The organism is Acinetobacter sp. LoGeW2-3, from assembly GCF_002688565.1.
Lineage (GTDB): Bacteria > Pseudomonadota > Gammaproteobacteria > Pseudomonadales > Moraxellaceae > Acinetobacter.
In genome coordinates this window covers 2,754,748-2,768,113 of record NZ_CP024011.1, presented here as the reverse complement: position 1 = coordinate 2,768,113, position 13,366 = coordinate 2,754,748, and the positions used below count along the sequence as shown (strand labels likewise).

18 protein-coding genes are annotated in these 13,366 nt (G+C 37.5%); 11 read left to right on the top strand and 7 right to left on the bottom strand.

All coding sequences use genetic code 11. From position 1 onward, the window contains the following. Nucleotides 1-570 precede the first annotated feature (570 nt). Together ybaK and BS636_RS13365 are read left to right on the top strand one after the other, a co-directional pair. Nucleotides 571-1,038 (top strand): Cys-tRNA(Pro) deacylase, encoded by a 468-nt coding sequence (gene ybaK / locus BS636_RS13370; RefSeq protein WP_099339220.1) that lies wholly within the window; start codon nt 571-573, stop codon nt 1,036-1,038. Between the two features lie 273 nt (nt 1,039-1,311). Further along, a complete protein-coding gene (locus BS636_RS13365; protein ID WP_099339219.1) occupies nt 1,312-1,788 on the top strand; it encodes a hypothetical protein in 477 nt (158 codons plus the stop codon). A 271-nt stretch (nt 1,789-2,059) separates the two neighbouring features. Here BS636_RS13365 and BS636_RS13360 read toward each other — a convergent pair whose 3' ends face one another. From BS636_RS13360 to tusD, 4 genes are read right to left on the bottom strand one after another with little or no spacing between them, the layout of a single operon-like run. Next, on the bottom strand, nt 2,060-2,371 hold the full coding sequence (locus BS636_RS13360; protein ID WP_099339218.1) for a TusE/DsrC/DsvC family sulfur relay protein: 312 nt from the start codon (nt 2,369-2,371) through the stop codon (nt 2,060-2,062). Between the two features lie 16 nt (nt 2,372-2,387). Beyond that, nucleotides 2,388-2,672, bottom strand: coding sequence for a DsrH/TusB family sulfur metabolism protein (locus BS636_RS13355; protein ID WP_099339217.1), 285 nt, complete (start codon nt 2,670-2,672; stop codon nt 2,388-2,390). Between the two features lie 11 nt (nt 2,673-2,683). Then, on the bottom strand, nt 2,684-3,034 hold the full coding sequence (locus tag BS636_RS13350) for a hypothetical protein (protein WP_099339216.1): 351 nt from the start codon (nt 3,032-3,034) through the stop codon (nt 2,684-2,686). 44 nt (nt 3,035-3,078) lie between these two features. Continuing rightward, on the bottom strand, nt 3,079-3,447 hold the full coding sequence (tusD, locus tag BS636_RS13345; protein ID WP_099339215.1) for a sulfurtransferase complex subunit TusD: 369 nt from the start codon (nt 3,445-3,447) through the stop codon (nt 3,079-3,081). Between the two features lie 68 nt (nt 3,448-3,515). Between tusD and BS636_RS13340 the strand changes: the two genes are divergently transcribed. The 9 genes from BS636_RS13340 (at nt 3,516) to BS636_RS13305 (ending at nt 10,900) form a co-directional block, all read left to right on the top strand. Beyond that, a complete protein-coding gene (locus BS636_RS13340) occupies nt 3,516-4,523 on the top strand; it encodes an SDR family NAD(P)-dependent oxidoreductase (RefSeq protein WP_099339214.1) in 1,008 nt (335 codons plus the stop codon). A 108-nt stretch (nt 4,524-4,631) separates the two neighbouring features. Next, the gene (gene fumC, locus BS636_RS13335) at nt 4,632-6,026 is read left to right on the top strand and encodes a class II fumarate hydratase (protein ID WP_099339213.1); all 1,395 of its coding nucleotides are present in this window, start codon (nt 4,632-4,634) and stop codon (nt 6,024-6,026) included. Nucleotides 6,027-6,263: 237 nt separating this feature from the next. After that, nucleotides 6,264-6,437: a hypothetical protein gene (locus tag BS636_RS16335; protein WP_171266026.1), complete on the top strand. Its 174-nt coding sequence runs from the start codon at nt 6,264-6,266 to the stop codon at nt 6,435-6,437. Between the two features lie 291 nt (nt 6,438-6,728). Next, on the top strand, nt 6,729-7,220 hold the full coding sequence (locus BS636_RS13330; RefSeq protein ID WP_099339212.1) for a hypothetical protein: 492 nt from the start codon (nt 6,729-6,731) through the stop codon (nt 7,218-7,220). 419 nt (nt 7,221-7,639) lie between these two features. Then, nucleotides 7,640-8,242 carry a nitroreductase family protein gene (locus BS636_RS13325; protein WP_099339211.1) on the top strand — a complete coding sequence of 201 codons (603 nt, stop codon included), beginning with the start codon at nt 7,640-7,642 and terminating at the stop codon, nt 8,240-8,242. 126 nt (nt 8,243-8,368) lie between these two features. Beyond that, entirely contained in the window at nt 8,369-8,737 is a 369-nt protein-coding gene (locus BS636_RS13320; protein WP_099339210.1) for a hypothetical protein, read from the top strand. Then, the gene (locus tag BS636_RS13315; protein ID WP_099339209.1) at nt 8,734-9,102 is read left to right on the top strand and encodes a hypothetical protein; all 369 of its coding nucleotides are present in this window, start codon (nt 8,734-8,736) and stop codon (nt 9,100-9,102) included. Before BS636_RS13320 ends, BS636_RS13315 begins: the two co-directional genes overlap by 4 nt. A gap of 198 nt (nt 9,103-9,300) precedes the next feature. Continuing rightward, nucleotides 9,301-10,113 carry an accessory Sec system protein Asp2 gene (locus tag BS636_RS13310; protein ID WP_213064225.1) on the top strand — a complete coding sequence of 271 codons (813 nt, stop codon included), beginning with the start codon at nt 9,301-9,303 and terminating at the stop codon, nt 10,111-10,113. Between the two features lie 19 nt (nt 10,114-10,132). Next, the gene (locus tag BS636_RS13305; RefSeq protein WP_099339208.1) at nt 10,133-10,900 is read left to right on the top strand and encodes an alpha/beta fold hydrolase; all 768 of its coding nucleotides are present in this window, start codon (nt 10,133-10,135) and stop codon (nt 10,898-10,900) included. A gap of 27 nt (nt 10,901-10,927) precedes the next feature. On the opposite strand, the gene BS636_RS13300 is transcribed toward BS636_RS13305, so the two are convergent. The 3 genes from BS636_RS13300 to icmH are packed head-to-tail and all read right to left on the bottom strand — an operon-like array spanning nt 10,928 to nt 13,361. Further along, entirely contained in the window at nt 10,928-11,887 is a 960-nt protein-coding gene (locus tag BS636_RS13300; protein WP_171266025.1) for a M15 family metallopeptidase, read from the bottom strand. 5 nt (nt 11,888-11,892) lie between these two features. Beyond that, the gene (locus BS636_RS13295; protein WP_099339206.1) at nt 11,893-12,537 is read right to left on the bottom strand and encodes a hypothetical protein; all 645 of its coding nucleotides are present in this window, start codon (nt 12,535-12,537) and stop codon (nt 11,893-11,895) included. Between the two features lie 14 nt (nt 12,538-12,551). Next, nucleotides 12,552-13,361 carry a type IVB secretion system protein IcmH/DotU gene (gene icmH / locus BS636_RS13290; protein WP_099339205.1) on the bottom strand — a complete coding sequence of 270 codons (810 nt, stop codon included), beginning with the start codon at nt 13,359-13,361 and terminating at the stop codon, nt 12,552-12,554. Nucleotides 13,362-13,366 lie beyond the last annotated feature (5 nt).

Genomic DNA, 13,366 nt, shown 5'->3' with positions numbered 1-13,366 from the left:
CAACTATTTTTGATCAGATTCTGTCAGGTAACTGTAGGTTTCAATATCTAAAGCCTATAAATCAGGCTTTTTCGTCACAAAAGTGATGTTTAATTTATATGCAGATTTTGTTTTTACAGGATTAGCTTATTTATCTACATCATTATTTAATAAGATGATGAATTTAAATAAATTTAAAATATAAATTGGCTAATAATTCACTATGAATCAAACATGCCTAGTATAGGATAAGGATATTTATCTTGTGAACTTAGCAGGGTAATCCTTTGAATATTTAAAGTAGCTGATTCTACTTTTTATCCATTCCTGTATTTCTGAGTAGTCAAATTGACTGAAATGTTCATTGAATTGGAGTAAGTGCTTTAGATCTAGCCAAATAAAAAGAAACTTGAATTGGCAAAAGGTCGTCTTTTAAGGCGATGAATGGCCGTAGGATGTCTGCTCGATGATAGTCATTCATCTTGTAGTGAAACCCTTTGCAGAAAATTTATCCAATAGATAACTTGAACTCGTTCGGGAAGCATTTGAATTTTATATAATGGGCTCATCTAAAACAAAATAGCCAATCTCATGACTCCAGCTTGCAAACTCTTAAAAGCCAATAAAATCGAATATAGCATTCATGAGTATGAACATGATGCTAATGCCAAAAGCTTCGGTCTGGAAGCTGCAGAGAAACTTGGACTAGCTGTTGAAGAAGTTTTTAAAACATTATTAGTCACAGATGAAAAGCAATATTTTGTCGCAGTGTTACCCGTTCATTATCAGCTGAATCTTAAAAAAGTGGCTGCTGCATTTGGCTGCAAGAAACTACAAATGGCAGATCCTAAACAGGCAGAACGTCTGACTGGATATCTGGTTGGTGGAATCAGTCCAGTCGGTCAGAAAAAGCGCTTGAAGACTGTAATTGATGCATCCGCAGAAAAGCTGAATAAAATTTATGTCAGTGGAGGCAAGCGTGGTTTGGATATTGGTTTAAATCCAACAGATTTAGCCAAGGTTTTAAGTGCTTCTTTTATTGATGTGATTGATGAATAATTCGATACATTACAAAGACACTGATTAGTATTTTAATTCAGCCCGAATCGTAAAATTCGGGTTTTCTTTTGGTCGGAAAGCGCTACACAATATTTTTGCATTTGTATATTGTTTTAATGCAAAGGCAGCCATGAGTTGTCTATAAAAATAAGAAATTAAAAGAAAAATAAATTGGAGCATTGCTCATGAATATTGTTATTCGACTGAATGCCGTTCGTCCATTTCTATCATTTGGGGATCCACTTCTGTACGGTTTCAACCTGGAGGTGGCAGATGAATGAAAAAGGTGTTTACCTGCTGAGTACCGTAGCTTTATTTTTGATCTTATGGTTAATTGGCTATCAGGTACATCATGAAATACATCGTGAAGAATTGGCATTGAACTATTCTAGTGCGTTGGCATTTTATGGGATGAATACGCATAAGCCACTTCTAGACGCTCAGGCAGAAAATCTGAATCAGGCAGTACAGCGTCGGGGAGCAGCACGGAATCAATCTCAGTCTCTGAATCAACAGCGTGATCAATTTGTCACAGATTTTGCCAATATGTTATTTGCAATGCAGGATGGGCAAAAACCTGAATATTTGCAGCTCAGGATATTTCTGAATAGACAACAAAATCTATTAGAAAATAATGCGCTTAAACAGGAAGAAGCGCTGGCCAATATTGATCTGTTACTGACTTTCTTGCCTGAGTATCAACATGAACTGACACGAGCAACGGCAAAATTGAAAACACGTTATGCTTAAAGCATCTAGATTGATGTTTGGCATTCTACGAAATAGTAGGTTTTTTCTGAGCTTGGTCTAAAGATAGATTAGAGTTGAATGGAATTTGTCTTATAGAAGGCTTTCTGGTCGTTAGGTCATTAGTGATTTAAATAATCTGGATGCGAAGGATGTTTTATCTGCTTAATAAGAACTTATAGCCTAGCTCTTTTCGACTCCCAAGATATTAAAACAAAATATGCAGTCAGGTTTAAATCGCTGAAACCTGACTACGCATTTATTTATCACGAAATTAAAGACAGTTCGGCGGTTTAGGAATACCTGCCAGACGGCTAAGATGACGCGCTACTAGTCCTGTATTAAATTTTTCTTGAAGCACGGCATTATTGATCTCGGGCCCTACAGTTTTCATCAGGAATTTAATTAAAGGACGAGTTGCCGGGGAATGACCAAACTGCTGATAAAACTGACGGACTGCTTGTAAAACCTCAAAATGCCAAGGAGTAAGTTGTAACTCCAGGCTGTTCGCAAGTACTTGTGCAACGTCTTCATTCCAGATGGTGTAATCGACCAAATGACCATCTTGGTCTAACTCTAGATTCATGATAGATCCGTATGTATTACTTCATAGAAATGCAGCGGCTAAAGCTAAGGCATAGCTCTGCAAATTCGGCATAGTTAATGATTTTCAAGTTTTCAATTTCTGGCTGAAGCAATAACTCAGCTTCATTTTCCAGAATATAAATCTCTTGCAGCTGCTGAATAAAAGGATGCTCAACAGACAATATTGCATCACCCATCAAAATCACCTGATCATTTTCAGTATAAAGCTGGGACAATTGTTCAAGGATCTGTGCCGTAGCAGCATAGTTGGCTTGAATCATATAAAGAGTTTTATCAGACATGATGGACAACCTTACCAGTACAGCACATGATCGAAGCCTTGGATAAAGGCAGGATTTAATTCGACAAATTCAACTTCTTGTTCAGTATTTTGCACAAAAGCCGAGTTCTGATCTTTGCTTTCCACCAAAATTGGCGTCAGATCATAAAACTCGAAACTATCGACCATATTAGAAGCAATCTTAAAAGCATGTTTGAGCTGTTCAAATTGTAGGTCTGAGCGTAATAAGCTTAAGGCAGCACCTTGTAGCAAGACTTTAACTTCTGAACCAAAAGTAGCAAGGACCATTGTCGCAGAGAGACTTTCATGAACCTGCAAGGAATTCAGATTCGATTGAGTTAATATAACGAGTACAGATTTCACACAATATACCTTTTAAAAGCAACATATCCCAAAAAATAGACCGATTAGAATTGAAGCAGACGATGTGCAGACTGAACAGCATCAGCGAGTTCGCCCAATCCGACCAATTCGAACTGATCTGCAAGATTATGTTGTTGAATATTGTGACGTTGAGCATTTTCCTGATCTGTAATGCCACGCGCTAAGGCCGCACTCACACACACAGGCAGACGTATTTGCAAAGACTGCCATTCACGGGTCAGGTGACGCTGGTCATCTGGTACCCATTGCAAAGCGTTGGCAACCGACACACCGTCCTGATAGAAGAAAACTCGAAAGTCTTCCTGTTTGTGATGTAATGCTTTGACCAGTCCCAAGGCATGCCAGGCATGTATCGATGTCGGTGTGGAGGTAATAAGAATTAAGGTGCTCATGAAATTCACTACAGGCTTGATCAACCTAAGCAGTTGATCTGGGCTACATAATAAAAAGGTAGTATACAATGATTTTGGTAACCGGTGGTTTAGGCTTTATAGGCTCTCATATTGCTTTAAGTCTGCTCGCACAAGGGCAAGAGGTCATTGTGGTCGATAATTTGGCCAATGCCAGCCTGCAAACTTTAGAACGTCTAGAATTTATTTCTGGCATGTTTGTGCCTTTTGTCAAAATTGATATTCGTAATACACCGGCTTTAAACAAAGTTTTTGAGCAGCATTCGATTGACGCCGTCGTGCATACTGCGAGCTTTAAATCCTTAGAAGAATCGGTGCTAAAACCGCTGGAATATTACAATGATAATGTCAGCTGTATTATGAGCCTGTTACGTGCCATGCAGCGGACTGGCGTTCGTACTCTGGTGCATCTATCTAGCTTGGCGGTATATGGGCAATCTAGTCCAGATCTTACCGAAGACACGCCTTTTAATTTCAGTTATCCAAATCCATATATTAAGTCGCAGCAGATGGTAGAAGAAATCATCCGTGATACTGCACGTACTGATAATGAATGGAAAATTGCCATTTTAAGGCTATGTAATATCTCTGGTGCTTTTGAGCATGGTGTACTGGGGGAGTTTGTTCCGCCGTTGCCAAAAAATATTGTGCCTTTGGCCATGCAAGTTGGGGCCTTACAACGGGAAAGTATTGAACTGCGTAAACAGGCGAATACTGAAGATAAAACTGTAGAACGCAGTTTTCTGCATGTACTAGATTGTTGTGATGCGGTTATTAAAAGCCTGCAATGGCTAAGTACGCAAAGTTTTGCCTGTGAAGCCTTTAATATTGCCGGTGAATTGATTTCAATTCAGAAATTACTGGATGAAATTGGTGAAGTGGCACAAATCACGATCAAGACGGAAGAAGCCTTATATAACACCAATCCGGAATTAGATCAGGTCGGCTCTAATGCCGAAAAGGCCAAAAATACTTTGAACTGGCAACCACAGCGCTCGATTCGGCAAATGCTTGAAGATGAGTGGCGTTTTTACCAGAACACTTTACGCGGGCAATAGTACCGATTAGCATCAACTTAATTATTGATAATAATTATCATTTACATGGTGTTTCATTTTACTTAAGATGAAACAAGGAAATACCAAGACTTTATAAAGAGGCTAGATATGCAAACACGTATTGAACACGATACCATGGGGGAAGTAGCTGTACCGAGTGAAGCACTATGGGGAGCACAAACTCAGCGTAGTTTGCAAAACTTTAAAATTGGCAATGAACGCCTGCCACGTCCAATGATTCGTGCCATGGGGCTAGTAAAAAAGGCAGCAGCGCTCACCAATGCTGAATTGAATCAGATTCCACATGAACTTTCAGGTTATATCGTTTCAGCAGCAGAAGAAGTGATTGCAGGGAAATGGGATAGCCAGTTCCCACTGGTGGTATGGCAAACAGGTTCTGGTACACAGAGCAATATGAACTGTAATGAAGTGATTGCCAATATTGCCAACCAAAATTTAGGAAATCCTTTGGGTTCGCAAAAACCGGTGCATCCGAATGATCATGTTAATCGTGCTCAATCGACAAATGATTCATTTCCAACTGCAATTCATGTAGCGGCAAGTCTGCAAATTAGTGAATTGCTAATTCCCGCAGTAAAAAAACTGCGTGACACCTTACATGCCAAATCTCAGGAATTCTCCGATATTGTCAAAATTGGCCGAACCCATTTACAGGATGCTACGCCGTTGACATTGGGGCAAGAATTTAGTGGCTATGTGTCGCAACTAGATCATGGCTTATTAAGACTCGAACAGGCACTCCATGGCTTATATGAACTACCTTTAGGTGGTACCGCCGTAGGTACAGGTTTAAATGCGCATCCAGACTATGCAGTAAACGCAGCACAAACTTTGGCAAAATTAACAGGACTTCCTTTTGTCACTGCACCAAACAAGTTTGAAGCCTTGGCAGGGCGTGATGCAGCAGTATTTGCCTCTGGCGCATTAAAAACTTTGGCAGTGAGCCTGAATAAGATTGCCAATGATATTCGCTGGTTAGCTAGCGGCCCACGTTGTGGTTTCGGAGAGCTACGTATTCCTGAAAATGAACCAGGTTCAAGCATCATGCCAGGTAAGGTCAATCCAACGCAGAGTGAAGCGATGACCATGGTCGTAGCACAAGTTCTGGGTAATGACACGACAATCAATGTTGCGGGTGCTTCAGGTAACTTTGAGTTGAATGTGTTTATGCCAGTGATTGCTTTTAATTTGTTGCAATCAATCCAGCTGCTTGGAGATGCATGTAACAGCTTTAACGATAACTGTGCCGTCGGTATTGAACCTAACCGCGACAAGATCGAACATTTCCTGCATGATTCATTAATGCTCGTGACTGCATTGAATCCGGTCATTGGTTATGAGAATGCAGCCAAAGTTGCCAAGACAGCATATAAGGAAAATAAGACGTTGAAACAGGTTGCAGTTGAACTAGGCTTAGTAACAGCAGAGCAGTTTGATGAAGTGGTACGACCTGAAAATATGGTTTCACCGAATGTGAAATAAGCCTTCTAATACTTGGAATCTAAAAGCCCTCATATGAGGGCTTTATCTTTTATCTAAGTGCGATTCATACAAATTTAAACAATACTTCTAATTCTATGTTTTTATAAAAAATATGATGTTCATAGATTAATTATTTATGAGATGGCATATACCATCTATCGTCCAAGTTTTGACACATACCGAGGGTCAGATTACTAATATAAATTCCCTGATAACTAGAAGAATGAGGTAAGGGCAATGGCCGATTTTGATGATGATTTTGATCTAGAAGAACCATATCAAGATAATGATCTTTATCCAGATTCTGAAGCGAAAAATTGTACCACTTGTAGTGGCACTGGCTATGATTCTGGAGATGGCAAACAGTGTGCAGAATGTTTAGGATCTGGCAAAGCTGGTGAGATTGATTAACTTATATAATTTTATAGAGCCTGCTCGATGAGTGGGCTTTTTTATTACGCAGTTTTTATGACCACTTAAATCAATTCGCGTTAATGTCATAAAGTTAGACATTCCTAATTGAAGATTTTTAAACCTAAAGCCTTTCGCAGGTTGATTCATTGCCTGCATAGCATTGAATAAGACGTTATAATTGCTAAAATGCATTTCGCTTTTTAAGACCGTTTTGCATTTCTATTGCAAAAGTTTTGCTAGATGAAAATAAGTCTATGTAAAACAGTAACCTATTTAGGAAAATTTTCAATGCTCGATATTTATTTAACAGATGTTCAAAAGAAGGTGCAATTCAAGGATTATCCAGGTGAGCATCCTGTTAAATTTATTCTGAACTTCAAGAAGATTTTCCCAAGCGTGATGGAACTACTATTACCAGTTTTGCCTGAAAATGAAAATCTGGATGAAATGTCATGGGAATCCACTACCAATGATTTTGAAACGTTCCAGATGTTCTTGGCGGGTTGGGGAATCATTGAACTGCGTCTTAATGCAATTAGCCAGTTCAAAGATAAAGCCTTCGCAGATCAGCTTGTTAAACAGGCACAACAGAAGCGTAAGGAATATCAGAAAAAGCATATGAAGCTCACTACTGTAGAGCTAGATTATCTGTTCATGCATGATATCCATGGTCTGATTGATGCTGAACTGGTAGAACTGGGTGAGAAGTTCTATCTGCCAGTATTACGTGAGCTTTGGAAAAATAAAGTCTCTGCTCAAGTCCTAAATTCCAAATTTTAAGCAAATTTGAACTGATTCCTTCAATATCATCCTCCATATTTGGGGGATGAATTTATTTAGTTTCCAAAAACCTTTTTATTTCGTTCAATTACTATAAATAGCCTAAGCAAATCCTTCTATTTTTCATTCAAAAATAATTCTGCTACATCATTGAACAAGATGACTTATTTTAAAACAGAAAATGGCTCGTAAAAGGGCATGTATTTTATCATCTGATAAAAAATAAATTAAAAATCTATTCTTTATCATAAGAATATATAAAGATATTAATTTAATAATATAGCTATTCTGGCTATATTTTCTTAAGCTATCAGTACTGATGAGTAAATGAATCATAGAATTATTATTCATTAGATTTCCTTCATAAAAATAAGTGAAGGTTCCAATTTTCCCGAAGATATATCAAAGGATTTTCAAGAATGTCGAATCAGTTTTTAGATTTAATTACAAAACGCCGTACGATCTACGCGATTGGCAAGAATGTCACACAATCTCCTGAATTCTTAACTGATTTGATTCAAACTGCTGTTAAACAAAGCCCATCATCATTTAACTCACAATCTTCCCGCGCTGTAATCCTGTTCAATGGTGAACATGAGAAATTTTGGGGTTTTGTGGCAGACAAATTAAAAAGTTATGCCAAAGATGAAGAAGGTGCTGCAAAAACCACAGCGAAAATGGGTACCTTTGCTGCAGGTTTAGGTACAGTTTTATTCTTCGAAGACCAAAATGTAGTAAAAGGTCTACAAGATCAGTTCCCATCTTATACAGAAAACTTCCCGATCTGGGCAGAGCATTCTACTGCTATGGCACAGTTTGCGACATGGACAGCACTGCATACAGAAGGTTTAGGTGCATCTTTGCAGCATTACAACCCGATTGTAGATGAACAGGTTCATGCAGAATGGGACATTCCCGCTAACTGGAAACTAAGAGCACAACTGGTATTTGGTTCAGTTGAAGGCGAGGCGCGTGCCAAAGACTTTATTGCGGATCAAGAGCGTTTCAAAGTATTTCAATAATTTGAAAAACCGACATCTGTCTAAATTCTTATAGGCAGATGTCATGCAATAGGCGATAAAAGCACATTCCTAATAATAAAAATTAGGCTACACTTAGGGCGCATTAAATCTAAGAGAAATGGCGCCATGTCAAAGAACACCCAGAAACTTTCACCCCTTCAAGAGCTGATTGCCGAACAGAAATTGTTATGTGAAGAAGTCGGTTCTGCATATGTAGAGGTGAGTGGGGATGATGTCATTGCCGTAGCAGTCCATACCCTGAATCAAGATCCGATTGTTGGCATTCGTAAAACTCCAGATGTAGCAACAAAAGTGAGCTGGTATATCTATGGTGGCGAAGAAGTTTCAAGCGATGCTGACTTTGAAATTATGACTGTACGTGAATTACAGGATATTGCTCCAGACGTTCTTCCATATCTGGCATTGGATCAAGGCTATCGCTTTATGATTGATGCTGATGATTATGAAGATGTATGGAAAGAAGGTCAGGAATGAACCGCTTAGCTTTTGCTATCTTGCTTGGACTCAACGGTGTATTTATCTCAAATTATGCCGTGGCCGAGACGATGACCCAAGAGCAATATGATCAGTTTATTGCTGAGCAAACAAGTGTTGTGAATAAAACCAAAGCCATTTTGGATGAACCACATACTGCACAAGATAAGCCAAGTATCAGCACTGAGCATCAGGCATTATGTGATCGGATTCAGGCCTATCAGAATATTTTGAAAGCCTCTCAGGAAAATAGCCAATTGAATATGGCTTCCATGATGGCGATGATTGCCCAGACCTATTTAGATCGTCAAAATCAGAGCATGAACAGTTCCGGTATGAACCTAACAGTATTTTGTAAATCTTAAACTATAATAAAATAAATATTTATTTTTTTTAAAAATAATTTATAATTTATATTATTTTAATTAAAGGAAGGTTGATGAAAGTTTTCAATATTAATGATGATATTAATTTGGACAACCAAAAAAAAATTTTAATTGAAACTAAATCAACTTTGAATTTTATTCAATTGGCTAGGAGAGATAAAGAAATATAAAAAATTATTGAAAAATGACTATATCCATTATTTTCATGAAAATGGAATTTCTAGATTTTATAAAAGGGAAAATGCTATTGAATTATTTAAAAGGAAAGATTTAATTTATTCTAATGGTATCATTTATACTTTAGAAACACCGCAGGGTAGAAAGATTAATAATCATGTACCTAAAAGATTATTAGTTTTGTTTACCTGTATGCCTAATAAAGAAAATTTTGATAATCATATTATTTCAAATAGAATGTTTCCTAAATTTTTTGATGGCATTCAAAAAAGTCTAGTTAAAAACGTATATATAATGCGAATAATGGATATTAATTGTTCTCATGGATCTCATTATACGAATACTATTAATTATTCAAACTTCGAAAAAAATATACAAAAAGAGATAGATAATGTGGTGGAAAAATTAACAATAAATAAAAGAGATGTTGTTCTATATGGGGCATCAAAAGGTGGAACAGGAGCTTTGTTACATGGATCTGCTTTAGATTATAAAACTTTGGCTGTAGATCCTATTCTTCATTTAGGAGAATATAATGCTAAAAATGACTTACACTTTCTTAAAGATTTAAGAAAAGAGGATGTCGTAGAACAAATTAATAAGCAACTTAAAGTATGTGGAAATTCAATAAAATATATTATTTGTTCTGAAAATGTTGTATTTAATTATAATCAAGTCATGAGATTAAATAATAAAGTTAATATTATAAATTTAAAGGATGATATGATTACAGCACATCCAGAAGTATCAAGAAATTCTGTTCCTGAACAATTGATGTATATTAATATGCTTTTTACCAATAACTTAATATAGAGTAAACTGGAATTCTCAAATGATCCTCAACTACCAAATCACCACTCATGATGACTCAAAACTTATACCAATGGTCTTCATTCATGGTTTATTCGGAAGTTTGAGTAATTTAGGAATGTTAGCGCGAAATTTTGCAAATCAACGTACGATCATTCAAATAGATCTACGCAATCATGGCTTATCTGGTCATAGTGATGAGCATAATTACAACCTGATGTCAAAAGATGTGCTTGAAACCTTGGATAGTCTAAATATTACAAAATTTATTGTGATAGGGCATTCAATGGGTGGAAAGGTTGCCATGAACCTAGCAGATATTGCCCGAGATCAGGTCGAGCAACTTGTAGTTCTTGATATGACTCCAATTCAATATCACGAAAATCATCATGCAGAAATTTTTGAAGCTTTATTCGCTGTAGAGCATGCAAATGTAAATTCACGCTTGGAGGCGACAAAAATCATGCGTGAATATTTAAATGAAGAAATGGTAATCCAGTTCCTGTTAAAATCCTTTAATAAAGGTAAGTGGCTGTTTAATGTTCAAGCTTTATACAATCACTATCAGGATATTTTGGTTTGGGAAGATCTGGCACCTGTGAATACACCAGCGTTGTTCTTGAGAGGTGGAAATTCATTTTATATTTCTAAACCAGAACATTTCGCTGCTATCGAGCGTCAATTCCCGAATGCCAAAATTGAACTGATTGAAGGTGCAGGGCATTGGTTACATGGTGAAAAGCCTGCACAAGTGTTGGAACATATGCAGGCTTTTTTAGATGCAGTATAAATAATAAGATTAAGTTTGAATCGAAGGTTAGTTTGCAGATGCCTGTAGCTGGCCTTCATTAATCAATTGATTCGCCATTTCAGCTGTCTTTCTCAGACCCGGCATACGATATTCAGTATGCCCATAATCTTTAATTGATTTCCAGCGTCCACCCCAAGTGAGTCCGACCGATTCCGCGATCTGACCATACAGTTCATAACCACGCATTGCCCATGGATCACGTTCGCTAATTACGACTTTGCCATTACGTTTAAAGGCAACGTCAGCTGCTAAACCAAACTGATGATAACTTTGATAACCTTTGGCTCTGGTAGTGTTCGGATTGACGGAAAGAGAATTCTGTCGTTCCGGACTGCGATAGCCTTCTAATAAAACTAGTTCATAACCATGCTGTTCACGCATGATTTTGAAAACCATTAACAAACGCTGTTTATAACGTGGATTAATTTTATTCCATTTCCGATCTGCACTACTGATATCACTATGACTATGACCCGCAGGCAGATGAACGTCTTCAGCTGGATTCGGTAAGGGATTTATCACTTGAGCAGAAATGACATTGGCATAGTAATTTGCTTCTGCCTGTAAGGCTTCTTCAATAAGATATTCTTCTACTTCTGGCGGCGGTGCTAATACCTGACCATCCAGCAAAGTATAAATTTGCGGATCAACTTTACGGAGATAATTTGCTTCAAACGTACTGGCGGTAATGGGACGGGTTAAAGTAAAAATTACGATACTGCTGAATAGCAACAAAGCAGCCAGTAAAATCCACCATTGCTGAATATGCCAATGGGACTGAATTTTCTCTGATGAAGCAGCCAGATTAAATTCCCAGGAAACATGTTTAGCGGCTAAGATTCTGTTCTTGCTATAAGGCAAAATTTGTGTGAACAGGTTCATTAGGTGGGTTCTAAATTCATGGAAAACCAGTACTAACATGCCTATGCTAAGCAAAATGAAACTGGATAAAATGAAATAGATCATACTGTCTATGACTGTGCTATTTCAGCACTTTCCCATGAAGTAACCGCTGGAGATTGATCCTGTGATGACGTACTTGCAGTTTTTAGCTTTAAAGGTCCTTCTATTTGTACTGCTGGTTGAGTAGCAGACTTTACTTTCATAAGATTCTTTTCAGATCCTTTGGTTTCTTTAGATTTTGCAGTTGAAGATTGAAACGTGTGAACTTCAGGTTTAGGTGATTTGATTCCATCGTTTACCTCAATTAGAGGCTTTTGATCTTGAGAACCAAAGGTTGATTCAAAAGGTGAAGTACGATTTTTAGATTCAGAACTACTTTTTGGCTTTGCTATCTTAAACATATTTTCAATATTTTGATCAAAACCATCTTCAGAATTCTGTTTATTTTCCTGACCCAACGGCGTGTTAGTTTTTTGAATAAGCTGCTCGTTTTCTACAGCATGGTTTGAGTCTGCTACTTGATGATTTTCTTTTTTTACCTGTGCAGTAATTATTTCTTTATGGTCCTGATAATAGCTATATCCCAGTAATACAGAACCTACCGATAAAACCCCAAGTACAAAACCGCTCAACAGGTAAAACTGTGGTGAACGATGAGTAGCAGGCTTAACAGATTGCAAGATACTAATATGTTTATTATTTTCGTATGCCATAGTCGATGTAATATTTATGGTAAATGGATGGTGATATAAGCCTGTTCTGCAAGAACACTAATCACATTCTGATATTGGGCAAATGCTGCATTACGGTCTTTAGACAATACATAGTGCAAACCAATAAAGCTTGCCAAGGCAAATAACAGCCAGAAAATTAAAATCCAGAAAAATGGCAATTCACGGTGAATGATGTGTTTAATCTGATCCGGAATTGCAGCAAAAGGAGAAAAAGCTTTTTTCCCTTTGAGATAATCAATTTGTTCACCAACACGACTAATTAAACTATTCAACTGACTCATTGATTCAATCCGGTATTTACCATGAAAGCCTAATAATAAACAGTAATGATAGACTTCAAGGACGGCGAGACGTTCTTTGTCTCTATTACGGATTTCTTCCAGATATTCAAAGAAACGGTAACCTGCCAGTTGTGATCCAAACAGGCTAAGTTGTAGAGGGCTTATCATCCAGAAATTTTGCAAGTCAAAAAAGCGGGAATCCTGCTGGGTTACAATGGTTTCGTCCAGCAAAGCACAATAGGCATATTTGACATCATTAATATCTTCAGCAGAAAATTGCAATTTACGCGCCTGAGTTTCAAAGCGTGACAACATATCTAGCACTTTCTGGCGGAAGGATTCCGGGTTGGAAGGTACATACTGATTACGGATCAGGAAAACTACATAGAATCCATCATGTAATAGATCGACCAGGCTGGCAGCCGCTGAGTGTCGATATGTACCTATATTTGAATTGACCTGAAAACCTGTACCAATTTGTCCATCGTCAAATAGTGACGGCGCATTATTTATACTATTCATTATTT